The organism is Sporosarcina thermotolerans, assembly GCF_042658975.1.
In the GTDB taxonomy this organism is placed as follows: domain Bacteria; phylum Bacillota; class Bacilli; order Bacillales_A; family Planococcaceae; genus Sporosarcina; species Sporosarcina thermotolerans.
In genome coordinates this window covers 39,580-56,802 of record NZ_JBHSRM010000029.1, presented here as the reverse complement: position 1 = coordinate 56,802, position 17,223 = coordinate 39,580, and the positions used below count along the sequence as shown (strand labels likewise).

Annotated in this window: 20 protein-coding genes and 2 other annotated features; of the genes, 1 reads left to right on the top strand and 19 read right to left on the bottom strand. The window is 44.5% G+C overall.

Features of this window, described 5'->3' with window-relative positions; all coding sequences use genetic code 11:
* Positions 1–146 precede the first annotated feature (146 nt).
* Positions 147–332: a hypothetical protein gene (locus tag ACFPZG_RS18125; protein ID WP_283733638.1), complete on the top strand. Its 186-nt coding sequence runs from the start codon at positions 147–149 to the stop codon at positions 330–332.
* Here ACFPZG_RS18125 and rplL read toward each other — a convergent pair.
* The 19 genes from rplL to clpC all read right to left on the bottom strand — a co-directional run bounded on the left by rplL (position 325) and on the right by clpC (position 17,171).
* Positions 325–690, bottom strand: coding sequence for a 50S ribosomal protein L7/L12 (rplL, locus tag ACFPZG_RS18120; RefSeq protein WP_283733637.1), 366 nt, complete (start codon positions 688–690; stop codon positions 325–327). The two genes, ACFPZG_RS18125 and rplL, sit on opposite strands and share 8 nt — an antisense overlap.
* 70 nt (positions 691–760) lie before the next feature.
* Positions 761–1,261, bottom strand: a complete 501-nt coding sequence (gene rplJ / locus ACFPZG_RS18115) for a 50S ribosomal protein L10 (RefSeq protein ID WP_283733636.1) — start codon at positions 1,259–1,261, stop codon at positions 761–763.
* A 28-nt stretch (positions 1,262–1,289) separates the two neighbouring features.
* Positions 1,290–1,436, bottom strand: a sequence feature (ribosomal protein L10 leader region).
* A 48-nt stretch (positions 1,437–1,484) separates the two neighbouring features.
* On the bottom strand, positions 1,485–2,183 hold the full coding sequence (rplA, locus tag ACFPZG_RS18110; RefSeq protein WP_283733635.1) for a 50S ribosomal protein L1: 699 nt from the start codon (positions 2,181–2,183) through the stop codon (positions 1,485–1,487).
* 118 nt (positions 2,184–2,301) lie between these two features.
* Positions 2,302–2,727, bottom strand: a complete 426-nt coding sequence (rplK, locus tag ACFPZG_RS18105) for a 50S ribosomal protein L11 (RefSeq protein ID WP_191693394.1) — start codon at positions 2,725–2,727, stop codon at positions 2,302–2,304.
* Between the two features lie 169 nt (positions 2,728–2,896).
* Positions 2,897–3,430: a transcription termination/antitermination protein NusG gene (gene nusG / locus ACFPZG_RS18100; protein ID WP_283734565.1), complete on the bottom strand. Its 534-nt coding sequence runs from the start codon at positions 3,428–3,430 to the stop codon at positions 2,897–2,899.
* Between the two features lie 180 nt (positions 3,431–3,610).
* A complete protein-coding gene (secE, locus tag ACFPZG_RS18095) occupies positions 3,611–3,796 on the bottom strand; it encodes a preprotein translocase subunit SecE (RefSeq protein ID WP_283733634.1) in 186 nt (61 codons plus the stop codon).
* A 46-nt stretch (positions 3,797–3,842) separates the two neighbouring features.
* On the bottom strand, positions 3,843–3,980 hold the full coding sequence (gene rpmG, locus ACFPZG_RS18090; protein ID WP_381428361.1) for a 50S ribosomal protein L33: 138 nt from the start codon (positions 3,978–3,980) through the stop codon (positions 3,843–3,845).
* Between the two features lie 149 nt (positions 3,981–4,129).
* Positions 4,130–4,777, bottom strand: a complete 648-nt coding sequence (sigH, locus tag ACFPZG_RS18085) for an RNA polymerase sporulation sigma factor SigH (protein ID WP_381428302.1) — start codon at positions 4,775–4,777, stop codon at positions 4,130–4,132.
* Positions 4,778–4,848: 71 nt separating this feature from the next.
* Complete coding sequence (locus ACFPZG_RS18080; protein ID WP_283733631.1) at positions 4,849–5,364, bottom strand: NYN domain-containing protein; 516 nt, start codon at positions 5,362–5,364, stop codon at positions 4,849–4,851.
* Positions 5,361–6,119 carry a 23S rRNA (guanosine(2251)-2'-O)-methyltransferase RlmB gene (gene rlmB, locus ACFPZG_RS18075; protein ID WP_317940532.1) on the bottom strand — a complete coding sequence of 253 codons (759 nt, stop codon included), beginning with the start codon at positions 6,117–6,119 and terminating at the stop codon, positions 5,361–5,363. Before rlmB ends, ACFPZG_RS18080 begins: the two co-directional genes overlap by 4 nt.
* On the bottom strand, positions 6,116–6,547 hold the full coding sequence (locus tag ACFPZG_RS18070; protein ID WP_283733630.1) for a Mini-ribonuclease 3: 432 nt from the start codon (positions 6,545–6,547) through the stop codon (positions 6,116–6,118). Before ACFPZG_RS18070 ends, rlmB begins: the two co-directional genes overlap by 4 nt.
* On the bottom strand, positions 6,544–7,941 hold the full coding sequence (gene cysS / locus ACFPZG_RS18065) for a cysteine--tRNA ligase (RefSeq protein WP_317940531.1): 1,398 nt from the start codon (positions 7,939–7,941) through the stop codon (positions 6,544–6,546). The genes ACFPZG_RS18070 and cysS overlap by 4 nt, the downstream gene beginning before the upstream one ends.
* The gene (epsC, locus tag ACFPZG_RS18060; RefSeq protein WP_317940530.1) at positions 7,922–8,629 is read right to left on the bottom strand and encodes a serine O-acetyltransferase EpsC; all 708 of its coding nucleotides are present in this window, start codon (positions 8,627–8,629) and stop codon (positions 7,922–7,924) included. The genes cysS and epsC overlap by 20 nt, the downstream gene beginning before the upstream one ends.
* Positions 8,630–8,651: 22 nt before the next feature.
* Positions 8,652–8,874 (bottom strand) — a binding site (T-box leader).
* Between the two features lie 351 nt (positions 8,875–9,225).
* Positions 9,226–10,689: a glutamate--tRNA ligase gene (gene gltX / locus ACFPZG_RS18055; protein WP_283733627.1), complete on the bottom strand. Its 1,464-nt coding sequence runs from the start codon at positions 10,687–10,689 to the stop codon at positions 9,226–9,228.
* A 69-nt stretch (positions 10,690–10,758) separates the two neighbouring features.
* Entirely contained in the window at positions 10,759–11,235 is a 477-nt protein-coding gene (ispF, locus tag ACFPZG_RS18050) for a 2-C-methyl-D-erythritol 2,4-cyclodiphosphate synthase (RefSeq protein WP_317940529.1), read from the bottom strand.
* An 11-nt stretch (positions 11,236–11,246) separates the two neighbouring features.
* Positions 11,247–11,930 (bottom strand): 2-C-methyl-D-erythritol 4-phosphate cytidylyltransferase, encoded by a 684-nt coding sequence (gene ispD / locus ACFPZG_RS18045; protein ID WP_283733626.1) that lies wholly within the window; start codon positions 11,928–11,930, stop codon positions 11,247–11,249.
* Positions 11,931–11,961: 31 nt separating this feature from the next.
* Positions 11,962–13,068, bottom strand: coding sequence for a PIN/TRAM domain-containing protein (locus ACFPZG_RS18040; RefSeq protein WP_317940528.1), 1,107 nt, complete (start codon positions 13,066–13,068; stop codon positions 11,962–11,964).
* A 207-nt stretch (positions 13,069–13,275) separates the two neighbouring features.
* Positions 13,276–14,646 carry a DNA repair protein RadA gene (gene radA, locus ACFPZG_RS18035; protein WP_317940527.1) on the bottom strand — a complete coding sequence of 457 codons (1,371 nt, stop codon included), beginning with the start codon at positions 14,644–14,646 and terminating at the stop codon, positions 13,276–13,278.
* Positions 14,647–14,738: 92 nt separating this feature from the next.
* The gene (gene clpC / locus ACFPZG_RS18030; protein ID WP_317940526.1) at positions 14,739–17,171 is read right to left on the bottom strand and encodes an ATP-dependent protease ATP-binding subunit ClpC; all 2,433 of its coding nucleotides are present in this window, start codon (positions 17,169–17,171) and stop codon (positions 14,739–14,741) included.
* Between the last annotated feature and the right edge of the window lie 52 nt (positions 17,172–17,223).

Here is a 17,223-nt window from a genome sequence, read left to right as displayed (position 1 = left end):
GTTGCCCATTTTTTATTTGAGGTAAGCTTCACTTAACTGGATATTCCGTTGATTGAAGCGAAAGGCGGCGACTCCTGCGAAGGCCGTCACGAAGAACGGCTTTTGCGAGTAAAAGCGTAGCGTTACGAGCAGGAAGTAGTTGGCGGATGCCTAAATTTCTGCAAAAACCGCAGAAATACGGCAAATCGAACTCTTCGTGGTTCGATTGGCTGAAGCCATGCCCGCGGAAAGCGTCCGCCTGTAGCGGAAATCAACATGCTACAGATAAAAAAACGAAGAAAAGCCCGTCCAAAATCGACGAGCCTTCCTTCATCTATAAAGAAATTACTTAACTTCTACGCCAGCGCCAACTTCTTCAAGTTTAGCTTTCATTTCTTCTGCTTCTTCTTTAGAAACGCCTTCTTTGATTGCTTTAGGAGCGTTATCAACTACTTCTTTAGCTTCTTTCAAGCCAAGGCCAGTAAGTTCACGTACAACTTTGATAACCTTGATTTTTTGATCTCCAGCAGATGTAAGGATTAGGTCGAATTCAGTTTGCTCAGCAGCAGCTTCACCAGCACCTGCACCGCCAACCATTGCAACTGGAGCTGCAGCAGTTACGCCGAATTCTTCTTCGATTGCTTTTACAAGATCGTTTAATTCAAGAACTGTCATTTCTTTAATCGCGTCAAGGATTTGTTCTTTAGTCATTATATTTTCCTCCTAAATAGGTTTTGTTTTGTCGGGGATTAGCCCGCAGATTTTTGTTCAGGTCGCCAAATTAAGCGCCTTGTTCCTCTTTTTGCTCTGCAACAGCTTTTGTTGCAAGCGCGAAGTTGCGCATTGGAGCTTGAAGAACGCTGAGTAGCATAGAAAGAAGACCTTCGCGTGATGGAAGTTCAGCCAACGCTTTAACTTCTTCAACAGAAGCGATTTGTCCTTCGATCACACCTGCTTTGATCTCAAGTTTGTCGTTCTTCTTAGCGAAATCGTTAAGGATTTTAGCCGGAGCTACAACATCTTCAGTTGAGAACGCAATTGCATTCGGTCCTGTCAAATGTTCGTTCAACCCTTCAAGACCTGCTGATTCAGCAGCACGACGTGACATTGAGTTTTTGTAAACTTTGAAATCGATACCTGCATCACGAAGCTGTTTACGAAGTTCCGTAACTTGGCCGACGTTTAGACCACGATAGTCTACAACGACAACAGAAACTGCTGATTTCAATTTACCTGAAATCTCTTCAACTACTGCTTGTTTAGCCTCTAATACTTTGCTCATCTTGACACCTCCTGTAAGAATGTCATTTATACCGATATGAAAAGCCCTCGCAGTCCACAAGGTAGACCACGAGGGCAGAAAAGTCGTCATCTTTAATAAAAGAGCGTCTTGTCCTCGGCAGGATGATTAAGCGATAATGCGCCCCTGCTGTCTACGGTACAAATGATTAAGTTTCGCAACAAAAGAAATCTTACTACAAGATTTCATGTTTGTCAACAGTTTTTTATTTAACAACTACAGACGATGGATCAATTTTCACCGCAGGGCCCATAGTAGTCGTAACGTTTACAGACTTCATGTAAGTCCCTTTCGCTGCAGCTGGTTTAGCTTTTAGAATTGTTTCAAATACAGTTTTAAAGTTTTCTTCAAGCTTTTCGTTATCGAAAGAAGCTTTCCCGATTGGCGCGTGGATGATACCAGCTTTGTCCGCACGGTATTCAACTTTACCTGCTTTGATTTCTGCAATAGCTTTAGCAACATCAAATGTTACTGTGCCTGTTTTAGGGTTTGGCATTAAGCCTTTTGGTCCTAATACACGACCGATTTTACCAACTTCACCCATCATGTCCGGAGTTGCAACGATAACGTCGAAATCGAACCAGCCTTGTTGGATTTTAGTGATATACTCAGCATCGCCGACGTAGTCTGCACCAGCAGCTTCCGCCTCTTTCACTTTTTCGCCTTTAGCGAAAACTAAAACGCGTTGAGTTTTACCAGTTCCGTTTGGAAGCACAACTGCCCCACGGATTTGCTGGTCGTTTTTACGAGTGTCGATTCCAAGACGGAATGCGACTTCAACTGTTGCATCGAAGTTGACTGTGCTTGTTTTCTTCGCAAGCTCAATCGCTTCTTTCAAATCGTACACTTGTGTGCGGTCAACAAGCTTTGCCGCCTCAGTGAACTTTTTACCTCTTTTAGCCATTGTAAATTTCCTCCTCTAGTGGTTTTAACGGATTGAACCTCCCACGAATAAGGGTTGCGTGTTCCTAAGAACAAGCGCAACCCCCACTACAAAGTAACATTCGAGTATGCGGTCAAGATCAGTCTTCGATCGTGATTCCCATACTGCGAGCAGTACCTTCAACCATTGCCATCGCTGCTTCAACCGACGCTGCGTTAAGGTCTTCCATCTTTTGTTCTGCAATTTCGCGAACTTTATCACGTTTTACAGTAGCTACTTTCTTCTTGTTAGGTTCGCCTGAACCCTTTTGAAGATTAGCTGCAACTTTCAGCAATACTGCTGCTGGTGGAGTTTTTGTAATGAATGTGAATGAACGGTCCTCAAATACAGTTATTTCAACAGGAATGATTAAGCCTGCTTGATCTGCTGTACGTGCATTGAAATCTTTACAGAATCCCATGATATTAACACCCGCTTGACCAAGTGCTGGTCCAACTGGTGGAGCTGGGTTAGCTTTACCTGCAGGGATTTGCAATTTCACAATTTTGGTTACTTTTTTAGCCACGAGACACACCTCCTTAAGTCCGTGATGTGGTAATTGGGTTGCCCCTCCCACTCAATATGTGCCTGCCGGTTTCCCGGTAGAATTTGGTTAATCCGCCCAGACCATTCTGTTTACGGTCTGACCTTTGAAATGATACCACTATTATGCCTGTCTTGCAAGTGGTTTCTACTTACATTTTTTGAACTTGTTCAAAGTCAAGTTCCATGATCGTTTCTCTGCCGAACATATCTACAGAGACACGTACTTTCCCTTTATCCTGATCGATTTCTTCCACTTTTCCTTGGAAGTGCGCAAACGGTCCGTCAAGGACTTCGATCATTTCGCCAATCTCAAAATCAGCTTCAACCTTACGATCTTTCATTCCCATTTGTTTAAGGATGAAATCGACCTCTTCCGGCAAGAGTGGCGTCGGTTTTGCTCCACCGCCCGATGATCCGATGAAACCTGTCACTCCTGGCGTGTTTCTGACGACATACCAAGAATCGTCCGTCATGATAATTTCCACAAGGACGTACCCAGGAAATGTCTTTTTCATAACAGTGCGCTTTTTGCCGTCTTTAAAATCAGTTTCCTGTTCTTCGGGGATAACTACCCGGAATATTTTATCTTGCATACCCATTGTCTCGACACGTTTTTCCAGGTTGGCTTTCACCTTATTTTCATAACCTGAATACGTATGGACAACGTACCAATTTTTCTCCATTTCCATAATGACAAGGACTGTGTGTCCGTCCCTCCTTTTTCATGTAAACTGTCGATTTCTGCTTCAATCAACGAAACGATAATTTATCAAAACCACAAAAAGATTTTTGAGAAATGAAAAAACCCGTTCATTTGACAAGACGGGATATTTTCAACAGGGATATTCATACTGCTTTACTTATTATAACCCAACATACCATTCCATTACTTCAGAAATGCCCAAATCGACAAGACCGAAATAAACTGCCATGAAAACAACTGTAAAGATAACGACAATTGTATAACGTGTCAATTCTTTCTTTTTCGGCCAGCTTACTTTCCGCATTTCAGAGACAACAGCTTTTAAAAATCCGGTAATCTTACCCATTTATCTATATACCTCCGAACACTAAATGTATTACTGCATTTTGGAACTAAATCGTTTGTTTATGTTCTGTATGTGCATTACATTGTTTGCAAAACTTCTTAACTGTAAACCGGATTGTAGACTGGGAATTTTTAGTTGGGACAACATAGTTTCTTGATCCACAATCATTACAGCTTAATATCATCTTTTTTGACATTTTCTCACCCAAAACCTCGTGACACAAAATGTGTATCAACAGTCAAAGTAATTTGTCTTTGCCTTGTTAGAGAGTACCACCTAACACTCACGATGTCAACATGGCGGGAAATGTTTGGCAGACTATTACGTAAGTTTTCAAAATACGACATCAACCTGCATATGCCGCTCAAGTTTCCGTTTAATTCGTTGTAAAGCATTGTCCACTGATTTTACTTGCCGGTTTAACTCGTCGGAGATTTCCTGGTAAGATTGCCCTTCCAAATAAAGTGAAAGTACCTGCTTTTCAAGTTCACTTAGAACTTTATTGATTTCCCCTTCCATTTGGATGAAGTCCTCTTTATGGATCATCAAATCCTCCGGATCATCCAAAACTGAGCCCCCAATTACATCAAGCAACGTACGATCAGACTCTTCGTCATAAACAGGCTTGTCCAAGGATACAGAGGTATTCAATGGAATATGCTTCTGCCTTGTTGCTGTTTTAATAGCTGTGATGATCTGTCTTGTGATGCATAGCTCAGCGAAGGCCCTGAAGGAACTCAAACGATCCATCCTGAAGTCCCGGATCGCTTTGTACAGTCCAATCATTCCTTCCTGGATGATGTCTTCCCTATCCCCTCCCGTCATGAAATATGAGCGCGCTTTCATTTTAACGAAAGGTTGATATTTTGTAATAAGGAAATCTAATGCATCTGTACCGCCCTCTTGAATGCGGACTATAAGCTCTTCATCGGAAAGTTTTGTGAAGTCCTTTATTTCCCCCTGAACGTGTTGCTTTCCCACCAATCGCCACACCCCGATTCATCATTGCGTTTCAACCAGTATACCGTATGGAATTTTTTTGAGTCAACCGTTCATTTCATTCCACGTCGCCATTTTTCAAATATTTCTGCCACCTCATCCGACAGTTGAATCTTCGATGAAGGGCGCTGCTCCTGAATAACCTTCACTTTGTTTGTAATCAATTTATCAATTTCTTTCATTTCAATTTCAAGTTCCCTGGCTGATTTTCGCAAAGCTCCTTGTGCAAAAATGACCCATTGCTCCGTTAAATCCGAAGTCGCGACATGGATTTGGACACGGCGTCCACTCAGCTCGGATACCATTTTTTCAATTCGCTCGTCCGCAGTTTCGTTTTCACGGGTGAAGACGACTTCGACTTGATGCTTATTGTTTTTCTTCTCAACCCCCGGCATAAGGTGCGCATCAAAAAGAATAATGACGCGCCAGCCTGTATGCGCTTTGTACTCAGCCATCCGTTCAATAAGCCTGTCGCGGGCATCAGCTAGGCTTTCAAGCTTCAACTTCCTCAGTTCCGGCCATGCTCCGATTACGTTGTACCCGTCGACCAACAATATCTCCTGTTTCATGACCCCGATAGTTGTGGAGTGCGTTTACGCAAAACTTCATACATGAGCAGGGATGCTGCAACGGAGGCATTCAGCGAGGTAACATGTCCAACCATCGGCAAATGGTAAAGGAAATCACATTTTTCCTTTAAAATACGTGACATTCCTTTCCCTTCACTTCCAATGATAATCGCAAGCGGGAGGGTTGCGTCCATCGATCGATAATCCGTTGAACCTTTCGCATCCGTTCCAGCAATCCAAACACCCGCCTTCTTCAATTCTTCGACTGTTTGGGAGAGGTTGTTCACACGCACGACTGGAATGTGCTCAATCGCCCCAGTTGACGCTTTTGCAACAACGCCTGTCAAACCGACAGACCGGCGTTTCGGAATGATAATTCCGTGTACACCCGTTGCATCAGCTGTTCTTAGGATCGAGCCAAGATTATGCGGATCCTCAAGTTCATCTAAAATAAGGAAAAAAGGATCTTCGCCACGGTTTTTCGCAATCGCAAAAAGATCGTCCAATTCGGCGTATGAATAAGCCGCTACTGAAGCGATGACTCCCTGGTGATTAACGTCAAGCATTCCGTCTAATTTCTGCTTCGGCACAGCTTGTACAATAACTCCCGATTGTTTTGCAAGGGACAAGATTTCCCCGATGCTTTTTTTATTCAATCCTTCGGCAATCCAAATCTTATTCAGTTCCCTACCTGAACGGAGTGCCTCAGCGACTGGATTTTTACCGCCAATCAATTCCGATTCCTGGTTTGTCATGATATTCCCTCCTCTTTCGGACTTTCGATGAAACGTATTGTTTCACTTATGAATTCCCTAACCCGATCATCTCTTCCAAGCAAATATAAATAGCCAAGGACAGCCTCGAAACCGGAACTATGGTTGTATGTCACAACATCGGTGTTTTTAGGAACCGACCCCGATTTCGCATTCCTACCACGGCGCAGGACCGCTTCCTCCTCTTCTGAAAGGAAGCTGGTATCCTGCATCATTTTGACGGCTGCCGCCTGGGCTTTGGCGGATACATAACGGGTTGCTTCCTTATGGAGGATATTCGGCTTAACTCGACCAAGGCGCAGCAAATGTTCTCTGACTGCCTGTTCATAAACCGCGTCCCCCATATAAGCAAGCGCAAGCGCGTTCAGTTGTTTTACATCCGCATCACGCAATGAGTACACGTCGGTCATCCTCTCTTCCACCGCGTGCCTTGAGCGGTATCTTCAAGAATGATGCCCTTTTCCTTCAAAAGATCCCTAATTTCATCCGAGCGGCTGAAATCTCGCTCACGTCGTGCTGTCAAACGTTCCTCGATAAGCGCCTCGATCTCATCATCTAACAACTCTTCTTCCGAGAATGGTAAGCCAAGAACCTCCATTAGTCGTTCAAATGCAGAGATGAAGTAATTAAGGACTTCCGTCTGTGTATTTTTCTCCAACAGATAGAGGTTTGCCATCTTCACAAGTTCAAAAATGGCCGCAATCCCATTCGCCGTATTGAAATCATCATCCATCGCAACTTCGAATAACCGTACTGATTCGTCCACTTTATTCTTCCAAATATCCTGTTGGTCACCTAAGTCCGCAGACGATTCCAACCGGTGTTTCAAATTAGTATAAGCCGTTTGTATACGTTCCAATCCATTAGCGGCGCTTTCAACAAGCTCCTGCGCAAAATTGACAGGATGGCGGTAATGAACGGATAACATGAAGAAGCGGAGCACCCTTGGGTCGATCTGCTTGCGGATATCATTGACAAGGATGAAGTTCCCGAGTGATTTCGACATTTTCTCATTGTCAATATTAATATAGCCGTTATGCATCCAATAACGCGCAAATTGCTTGCCAGTCATCGCTTCAGATTGTGCAATTTCATTCTCGTGATGTGGGAATGTCAAGTCTTGACCGCCCGCATGAATATCGATTGTATCGCCTAAATGTTCCCTTGCCATGACGGAACATTCGATATGCCAACCTGGTCGACCCAATCCCCAAGGGCTTTCCCATGAAATTTCGCCTTCTTTTGCAGATTTCCATAAGGCAAAGTCCAATGAGTTTTCTTTGATTTCACTTTCTTCGATGCGGGCTCCCACTTTCAACTCATCGATTGACTGATGGGATAACTTCCCGTATCCATCAAATTTGCGCGTACGATAATAGACGTCTCCTTGTGCTTCATAAGCGAAGCCTTTGTCGATTAACACTTGGATGAATGCGATGATGTCATCGATATGCTCTGTTACACGCGGATGAGCATCTGCCTTCGCGCAACCAAGAGCACCAACATCTTCGAAATAAGCATTGATGAATCGATCTGTCAGCTCGCCAACCTCTTCTCCAAGCTCATTAGCCGTCCTGATTATTTTGTCGTCAACATCCGTAAAGTTGGAGACGTAATTCACATCGTACCCACGGTATTCCAAATAGCGTCTCACTGTATCAAAAACGATGACGGGTCTTGCGTTACCGATATGAATATAGTTGTAAACTGTAGGTCCGCACACATACATCTTCACTTTCCCTTCCTCCATCGGGATGAAAGGCTCCTTCTTCCGTGTAAGTGTGTTATAAATTTGAATGCTCATTGGTTTCCCCTTCCTTCTTATCCAGTTTTTCAAGCCGACTTTTCAATTCTGCAATTTCCATTTCAAGCATTTTACAAGTATCCAATATTGGGTCCGGAAGATTTTGATGATCATGTTTATCTCTTACCCGAACGCCATTCGAGATGACGACTCTTCCGGGAATGCCGACAACCGTCGAGTCGGGTGGTACGTCTTTTAGGACGACTGATCCCGCACCAACCTTGCTATTTTCGCCTATTGTAATTGAACCCAATACTTTTGCGCCAGATGCGACAAGAACATTATTTTCAAGGGTCGGATGCCGCTTTCCTTTTTCTTTGCCCGTTCCACCTAATGTCACGCCTTGATACAACGTGACATCATCACCTATTTCACAAGTCTCACCGATAACAATTCCCATGCCGTGGTCGATGAATAGACGCCTGCCAATCGTTGCCCCGGGATGGATTTCAATTCCTGTGAAAAACCGGCTGATCTGTGAAATAACTCTGGCTAAAAACAACATTCTTTTCTTGTAAAACGCATGGGCAATTCTGTGCGCCCATACGGCATGGAGGCCAGAGTAGGTTAGTACAACTTCCAACGAACTCCGTGCTGCAGGATCCTGGTCAAATATGCATTGTATGTCTTCTCTCATCCTACGAAACACTTTTACGACCCCCTGTAATAATTTTTCTGAAAAACGCAAAAAACGCCTCTGTCCATTACTAGACAGAGACGCATTGTATGCGCGGTTCCACTCCGCTTGGCAGAATGCGTGAATCTTCTACCCGCTTGACGCCTGTAACGCTGGCGATGCGTCCGGCCTACTGCATTGTTCGGCACGGCGCTCAAAGGGGCATTTCCACAATGCAGGGGCACGGATCACTTTCAGCCGGTGATGATCCTCTCTGTAGTGCGTACTTGTGTACTTCTCCTTATCAAAGCTTTGGTTTGTCGTTTTCAATGATTGTACGTCAATTGTACAACGATTATGCGTTAAGTCAAGGACGTTGCTTTCCACTTCAGGCGGACGCTTTCCGCGGGCATGGCTTCAGCCTCCTCACTCCGCTACGCTTCGTTGCGGGGTCTTCAGCTCATGCTATTCCCGCTGGAGTCGCCGCCTTCCGTTACAAGCAACTATCGCCGATTACATAAAATCTCCCTAAATACGCATAACAGTCTCCAAAAGCGCATAAACATCTTCAGATACTCATAAATACCGTGAATGACGCATAAATGCTTCTAAAAGCTCATAAATCGCTTCAAAGACGCATAAACGGCCCTTCTCTATTCTTTAATTATTCAAGCTCGGGCAAATTTTGAAACGCGTTCGATTGTTTTTTCTTTACCGATCAAAGAGATGGAATCTGGTAGTTCAGGTCCATGCGCTTGGCCGGTTGCGACAACGCGGATTGGCATGAAGAGATTTTTCCCTTTATGTCCAGTTTCTTTTTGCACAGCTTTAATGGCCGCTTTAATTGATGCAGGATCGAATGATTCCAACTCACTCAATTGTTGTTTGAAGGATGCCATAACTTCCGGAACTTGTTCACCCGCAAGTATTTCCTTGGATTGTTCATCATATTCAATATGGTCATTGAAGAATTGGGCGGTCAAGTCTACGATTTCAGCACCATAACTTAATTGAGCTTGGTAAAGAGCGATAAGGTCGTGTACCCATTTACTTTCTTCTTCCGTCATGTTTTCACATACACGGTTGGCTGCTTGAAGATGCGGTAATGTTAATTCGATTACTTCATCCAAGCTAAGTTTTTTCACATATTGATTATTCATCCAAGTCAATTTTTGTTTATCGAACATCGATGGTGATTTGGATAGTCGGCTTTCGTCAAATAGTTTAACTAATTCATCATGAGAGAAGATTTCTTCTTCCCCACCTGGAGACCAGCCAAGCAATGCAAAGAAGTTGAACATAGCTTCAGGTAAATAGCCAAGGTCCTTGTATTGGGAGATGAATTGGATGATTGACTCGTCACGTTTTGAAAGCTTTTTCCGGTCTTCGTTGACGATCAATGTCATATGTCCGAAACGAGGGTATTCCCATCCGAACACGTCGTAGACCATCAATTGTTTAGGTGTATTCGTCAAATGTTCTTCTCCGCGGAAGACATGTGAAATTTTCATAAGATGGTCATCGACGACAACCGCAAAGTTGTATGTCGGGATGCCATTCGTTTTTACAAGTACCCAGTCGCCGACATCCTTGGATTCGAAAGCGACCTCTCCACGCACTAAATCGTCTACAGTGTACGTGACATTCTCAGGTACTCGCATACGGATTGTATAAGACATTTTAGCCGCTTCTTTTTCAGCGACTTCTTCAGCTGTCAAATTGCGGCATGTACCTGCGTACATTGGTGCCGCCACGCCTGCGGCTTTCTGTCTTTCACGTTCCGTTTCCAGTTCTTCAGGTGTACAGAAACATTTATAGGCATGTCCTTTATCAAGCATTTCCTGGGCGTATTTCGTATAAAGATCAAGGCGTTCCATTTGACGATAAGGTCCATATTCTCCGCCAATATCGACAGATTCATCATGATGGATTCCGAGCCACTTCAAGTTATCCAATTGGGATAATTCACCCGCTTCAATATTCCGTTCCGTATCGGTATCCTCGATGCGAACGATAAATTTCCCACCATGGTGTCTCGCAAATAGATAGTTGAACAATGCTGTCCGAGCCCCACCGATATGTAAATGGCCAGTTGGACTTGGCGCATAACGTACACGTACTTCTTTTGTCATTTGAGTGCATCTCCGTTCGTCGTTAATTCCTGTGTTATTTTAGCATTCCAAAGGTTATTTTAAAAGGGCTCAACCTTTTTGAAGAAGAATCGTCGCCATCGAGGCGATCCCTTCTTCCCGTCCCGTAAAGCCTAATTTTTCCGTTGTTGTCGCCTTAACGTTCACCTGTGTTATATCCGCCTTCAGCAATTCTGCAATACGGGCACGAATTGTTTCGATATGAGGTGCCATTTTCGGCCTTTGCGCGATGATTGTACAATCGATATTACCCAATCGATATCCTTTCTCCTCAACTATTTCCCATACTTTTTGAAGGAGGACCGCTGAATCCGCGTCTTTGAATGCTACATCGGTATCCGGGAAGTGTCTTCCGATATCTCCTTCCCCAATTGCTCCGAGAGCCGCATCGGTTACTGTATGCAAAAGTACATCTGCATCGGAATGCCCTGTTAACCCTTTATCGTGAGGGATTGTAATGCCCCCGATAATTAAAGGCCGGCCTTCCTCAAACTTATGTACATCAAACCCCTGTCCAATTCGAATCATCTGAAATCCTCCTACTGTCTACGTTTCAAGAGGACCTCACCAAACAGAAGATCCTCCTTAGTTGTCATTTTAACATTATCATACGTACTTTCCACAATCCTTACGGGATGTCCCAGACGTTCGACGATCATTGACTCATCGGTTCCTAAGAAACCATCCGCCTCCGCCTTATCGGAGGCTTCTTTTAACAACTCGTACCTGAACGCTTGCGGTGTCTGGATAGACCAAAGCTTCGACCGATCCACCGTTTCTTCAACAATACCGTCGGGCGCGAATTTCATCGTATCCTTCACTTGAACCCCGGCAATTGCCGCACCGTGTTCATCAGCGACTCCCACAAGCTCATGGATGACATTCCTATTGATAAAAGGCCTTGCCGCATCATGTACAAGAACGATTTCATCCGACTGGTGAGCGCGGATACAGGCAGCAACACTTTGCTGCCTCTCGTCTCCACCTTCAACAAGTGCCTTCACTTTCGTTATACCGAACCGCTCAAGCATCCGTTCGATTTTCTCTTTCTCCACAAGTTTGACTGAAAGAATCATACCAGAGCACTTCTCATCCTGTTCAAACACTTCCAATGTGTGGATCAAAATCGGCTTTCCAGCCAATTCCAAGAACAACTTATTGAACCCGGCACCCATGCGCCGTCCACTCCCTGCTGCCGGGAGCATCACAGTATACATCTTCATCAAACGTTCCTCAACTTTCTTCGATGGGACATTAGTGCGACTTTGCGGTCTTGCCGTTTTTCGGCTTCGCGAAGATCATTCGGCCGGCAGACGTTTGCAATACACTTGTAACAACGACGTCAATTGCATTACCAATATGCGACCTACCATCTTCGATGACAATCATCGTGCCATCATCCAAATAGGCAATCCCTTGATTATGCTCTTTCCCATCCTTAATAACAACGACATGCATCTCTTCACCCGGAATAACGACCGGCTTCACTGCATTCGCAAGATCATTGATATTTAATACGGATACACCATGCAAATCCGCCACTTTATTCAAATTAAAATCATTTGTCACGACAAGCCCGTTCATGCTTTTCGCAAGACGGACGAGCTTCAGGTCAACCTCCGCCACATCATTGAAATCTTCATCTGTAATTAAAATATTTGGACCGTCATCTGTTTGAAGGCGCTTTAGGACATCCAAGCCCCGTCTTCCCTTCGTACGTTTCAATGAATCCGAAGAATCCGCAATATGCTGGAGTTCGGTTAAAACAAATTGCGGGACGACAAGTAGACCCTCAAGAAATCCCGTTGCAGCAATATCAGCGATCCTTCCATCGATAATGACGCTCGTATCAAGGATCTTATGCACCTTATTAGTACTTGGTTTGACAACGGTTTCTCCGCCATCTTTTTTCTTAGGATTATTGTTCCTCGCAGCAAAGATTGCATGTGAAAACTCTTCTCGTTTTTTGAAGCCAACCTGAAAACCTAAGTACCCAAGAAGAATGAAAAGCACCACCGTCAAAATTGATGTGACGAATTTAATTTCCAAACCACTTAGTCCGAAACTCGCAAGAAAGGCGACACTTAACCCGACCATCAAACCGATTGTCCCGAACAGTAAATCGAATATCGGGGTCTTCAATAACCGATCTTCCATCCATTTAATGAAATTTACGATCGGCTCAGCTATGAATAAACTGAGAATATATAAAAGAAGCGCCCCTAAGATTGCTGCCACATAAGGATTATCAATCATCGGCTTAGAAGTAAAAGAAGATAAGGTAAATAAATACGGTAAGAATAAGACGCCGAGAGTCCCCCCTATGAGCAGCAATCCAACTTGAACTACTCGTTTCAACATGCACAACACCTCCGTTTCGTTACTGTAAACTATACACGTTTTCCATTCCCCACGCCGTTTTGGGCCACTATAAATACCATATTCCCTTCAAAAGTAGGACTTTCCCTTATAAGCAAAAGTTTCAGGAAAAGTCGGGTAGGTCCCTCTAAAAAGGATTGTAGAGGAACCCCAACTTTTAACAGCCCCAAACCCTTACGTAGTTCAAATTTACGAAAATACGATATTCAATGCTTCCTTAACGGTTTCGACACCGACGACTTGAATCCCTTCCGGAAAATCCCATCCACCGATATTAGAGGATGGTATGAATACTCGTTCAAAACCAAGCTTTGCTGCTTCAATGACACGTTGTTCAATACGAGAAACTCGGCGCACTTCCCCAGTCAGTCCGACTTCCCCTATGAAGCAGTCCATCCCTCCTGCAGATGCATCTCGGAAACTCGAAACAATACTTACAAGGACAGCGAGGTCAATGGCTGGTTCGTCAAGCTTAACTCCGCCGGCGACCTTTATATACGCATCCTGTGTTTGCAAGAGCATTCCCATTCTTTTTTCAAGAACAGCCATTAAAAGGGAGACTCTGTTTTGATCAATCCCAGTTGCCATCCGTTTTGGGTAATTGAAGCTTGACGGCGTGACGAGGGCTTGAATTTCAACAAGAATCGGTCGGGTACCTTCCATCGATGCTACAACCGTGGATCCCGCCCCCCCTTGTGATCTCTCACGTAAGAATAATTCGGAAGGATTGAGTACTTCCTTCAATCCCGATTGCAGCATTTCGAAGATGGCAATCTCATTGGTTGAACCAAATCGGTTTTTCACACTTCGTAAAATCCTGTACGTATGATGGCGTTCCCCCTCAAAATACAACACTGTATCCACCATATGCTCAAGAAGGCGTGGACCTGCAATTTGTCCATCTTTTGTCACATGACCGACTATGAAGATTGCGATATTTTGCGTCTTTGCTATTCGCATCAATTCTGCCGTGCATTCCCGCACTTGGGATACACTACCAGGTGCAGATGTTACTTCGGGGTGATGGATTGTCTGAATCGAGTCGGCGATGACAAATTTCGGTTGCACATCGTTGATCGTCTCATGTATTCTTGCCAAATCTGTCTCAGCATATATATACAGTTCATCTGAAGTAACACCAAGTCGTTCGGCCCGGAGTTTGGTCTGCTTAATCGATTCTTCACCTGATATGTAAAGTACGCGTTGTTTTTGGTTAGCAAGGAGAGAGGAGACTTGCAGCAACAATGTTGATTTTCCGATACCTGGGTCGCCGCCAATTAGAACAAGAGAGCCAGGGACAATCCCTCCACCAAGCACCCGGTTTAGTTCACCTAAGTCCGTTTTGATCCTTGGCTCTTCAGAAGTTTGAATGGATCCGATAGGCATCGCCTTTTGCTGGATTGTTTCTGTATGTTTGAAGGCTCCGCGAGGACCTTTACTTATTATCTCCACTTCTTCGTCCATCGTATTCCATTCACCACAACCCGGGCATCTCCCCATCCATTTCGGTGATTCATACCCACAATCCCTGCACATGAATTTAGTTTTTCTTTTGGCCATATATACCTCCATATACGAAAAGGATAGCCCTTCCCTGTAGACAGCAAGCTCTACCGGAGGGCCATCCTATTATTTTATTTATTTTCTACAACTTAAGCAGCTCGTTCATTTTTCACGACGAACTTATCATCCTCTACATCTACAATGACTTTTCCGCCGGTAAGAATTGTTCCACCTAATAACTCTTCGGATAGTCGGTCTTCGATATGCTTTTGCAATGCGCGGCGCAATGGGCGCGCTCCGTATTCAGGGTCATAGCCCTCTTCCGCAATTTTCGTTTTAGCAGCATCTGTCAATTCTAAAGTAATATCCTGTTCTGCCAACCGTTTTGTCAACTCGTCGGACATAAGTGAAACGATTTCACGCAGATGTTCCTTCTCAAGGGAGTGGAACACAATCATTTCATCCACACGGTTTAAGAACTCAGGACGGAACGCTTTTTTCAACGCGTCAAGCATATTTGACTTCATGCCTTCGTAATCCTGATCACCGTCATTCAAATTAAAACCGACGTAACGGTTCTTTTTCAATGTGTCCGCTCCTACGTTCGACGTCATGATAACAACTGTGTTACGGAAATCGACCGTACGACCCTTCGAATCTGTCAATCGGCCATCCTCAAGCACTTGAAGTAGGATGTTGAATACATCCGGATGCGCCTTTTCGATTTCATCAAGTAGAACGACAGAGTACGGCTTCCGTCTTACTTTCTCGGTCAATTGACCGCCTTCATCATAGCCTACATATCCTGGAGGCGAACCGACGAGACGGGAAGTTGCATGCTTTTCCATGTACTCGGACATATCAATGCGGATCATCGCGTCCTCATCGCCGAACATGGCCTCTGCAAGCGCTCTTGCCAATTCAGTCTTACCGACACCCGTAGGCCCAAGGAAAATAAATGAACCGATCGGACGTTTTGGGTCTTTTAAGCCGGCGCGCGCTCTGCGGATTGCCCTTGAAATAGCCGTTACCGCTTCTTTTTGTCCGATTACACGTTCATGAAGAAGCTCTTCCATATTCAATAGCTTGGCAGATTCCGTCTCCGCAATCTTCGCAACAGGAATCCCGGTCCACATCGCAACGACTTCGGCAATGTCGTTCACGGTTACTTCGGATTCCTTCTTACCTTGCTTTTCTTTCCATGCGGTCTTCGTTGTTTCAAGCTCTTCCTTCATTTTCTGTTCTTTATCACGGAATGAAGCCGCCTTTTCGAATTCCTGGCTTTGTACTGCTGCATTCTTTTCATGTCGAATTGCTTCCAGTTTCGCTTCAAGCTCTTTTAGATTCGGAGGAGTCGTATACGAACGGAGTCGCACCTTCGAACCCGCCTCGTCAATCAAGTCAATTGCCTTATCGGGCAAGAAACGGTCTGAAATATACCGGTCCGACATCTTTGCCGCCGCATTGATTGCCTCATCTGTAATTTTCACACGGTGATGCGCTTCATAACGATCGCGCAATCCTGTAATAATTAGGATTGTTTCTTCGACAGTCGGCTCATCGACTTGGATTGGTTGGAAACGTCTTTCAAGCGCTGCATCTTTTTCAATATATTTACGGTATTCATCAAGCGTAGTTGCCCCGATACATTGCAATTCACCACGTGCAAGGGATGGTTTTAGAATATTGGATGCGTCAATTGCTCCTTCAGCACCACCTGCACCAATCAGCGTATGCAATTCATCGATGAAGAGGATGATATTGCCTGCCTGACGGATTTCCTCCATCACTTTTTTCATACGATCCTCGAACTCACCGCGGTATTTCGTCCCCGCTACAACCGTTCCCATATCAAGCGTCATAACGCGTTTATCCCTTAGAATTTCAGGCACTTCATTATTAACGATTTGCAATGCCAAACCTTCTGCAATTGCTGTTTTACCAACACCAGGCTCCCCGATTAGGACAGGGTTATTTTTCGTCCTTCTGGCAAGAACTTCGATGACCCTTGTAATTTCCTTGCTTCTACCGATAACTGGATCAAGCGTTCCTTCGCGTGCGATTTCCGTCAAATCGCGGGCAAGGCTATCAAGGGTTGGCGTGGCGGCAGATGACGTCGATCCTTGCGTGTTTACTGAACTATCATTGCTTCCCAATAATTGAAGAACTTGCTGTCTAGCACGGTTTAAGCTGACACCTACATTATTTAAGACACGGGCCGCTACTCCTTCGCCTTCACGAATGAGCGCTAACAGAATATGTTCCGTTCCAATGTAAGAATGACCCAATTTACGGGATTCATCGACAGATAACTCGATGACCTTTTTCGCTCTCGGTGTATAGTGAACAATCGGGCCAACTTCCTTTGAACCGGAACCAACGAGGCTTTCTACCCCTTTTTCGATTGTGTCAAAGCTGACGTCGATCGCTTCTAACGCCTTCGCCGCAATGCCGCCGCCTTCGCGAATCAGGCCCAATAAAATATGCTCAGTACCAATTGATTCATGCTTCATCCGGATCGCTTCTTCTTGTGCAAGCTGTAAAACCTTTTGCGCTCGCTGTGTAAAACGATTGAACATCATATACATTCCACTCCTTCTGTTTTAATGTTTGCAGTCTTCTTTCCCCACTGTT

Excerpts from the sequence above, each read along its gene's own strand:
- ACFPZG_RS18125 (WP_283733638.1), top strand. The coding sequence starts at position 147 with ATGCCTAAATTTCTGCAAAAACCGCAGAAATACGGCAAATCGAACTCT.
- rplL (WP_283733637.1), bottom strand. The coding sequence starts at position 690 with ATGACTAAAGAACAAATCCTTGACGCGATTAAAGAAATGACAGTTCTT.
- rplJ (WP_283733636.1), bottom strand. The coding sequence starts at position 1,261 with ATGAGCAAAGTATTAGAGGCTAAACAAGCAGTAGTTGAAGAGATTTCA.
- rplA (WP_283733635.1), bottom strand. The coding sequence starts at position 2,183 with ATGGCTAAAAGAGGTAAAAAGTTCACTGAGGCGGCAAAGCTTGTTGAC.
- nusG (WP_283734565.1), bottom strand. The coding sequence starts at position 3,430 with ATGGAGAAAAATTGGTACGTTGTCCATACGTATTCAGGTTATGAAAAT.
- secE (WP_283733634.1), bottom strand. The coding sequence starts at position 3,796 with ATGGGTAAGATTACCGGATTTTTAAAAGCTGTTGTCTCTGAAATGCGG.
- rpmG (WP_381428361.1), bottom strand. The coding sequence starts at position 3,980 with ATGATATTAAGCTGTAATGATTGTGGATCAAGAAACTATGTTGTCCCA.
- ACFPZG_RS18080 (WP_283733631.1), bottom strand. The coding sequence starts at position 5,364 with ATGAAACAGGAGATATTGTTGGTCGACGGGTACAACGTAATCGGAGCA.
- rlmB (WP_317940532.1), bottom strand. The coding sequence starts at position 6,119 with ATGACAAACCAGGAATCGGAATTGATTGGCGGTAAAAATCCAGTCGCT.
- ACFPZG_RS18070 (WP_283733630.1), bottom strand. The coding sequence starts at position 6,547 with ATGACCGACGTGTACTCATTGCGTGATGCGGATGTAAAACAACTGAAC.
- cysS (WP_317940531.1), bottom strand. The coding sequence starts at position 7,941 with ATGAGCATTCAAATTTATAACACACTTACACGGAAGAAGGAGCCTTTC.
- gltX (WP_283733627.1), bottom strand. The coding sequence starts at position 10,689 with ATGACAAAAGAAGTACGTGTACGTTATGCGCCAAGTCCAACTGGCCAT.
- ispF (WP_317940529.1), bottom strand. The coding sequence starts at position 11,235 with ATGATTCGAATTGGACAGGGGTTTGATGTACATAAGTTTGAGGAAGGC.
- ispD (WP_283733626.1), bottom strand. The coding sequence starts at position 11,930 with ATGAAGATGTATACTGTGATGCTCCCGGCAGCAGGGAGTGGACGGCGC.
- ACFPZG_RS18040 (WP_317940528.1), bottom strand. The coding sequence starts at position 13,068 with ATGTTGAAACGAGTAGTTCAAGTTGGATTGCTGCTCATAGGGGGGACT.
- radA (WP_317940527.1), bottom strand. The coding sequence starts at position 14,646 with ATGGCCAAAAGAAAAACTAAATTCATGTGCAGGGATTGTGGGTATGAA.
- clpC (WP_317940526.1), bottom strand. The coding sequence starts at position 17,171 with ATGATGTTCAATCGTTTTACACAGCGAGCGCAAAAGGTTTTACAGCTT.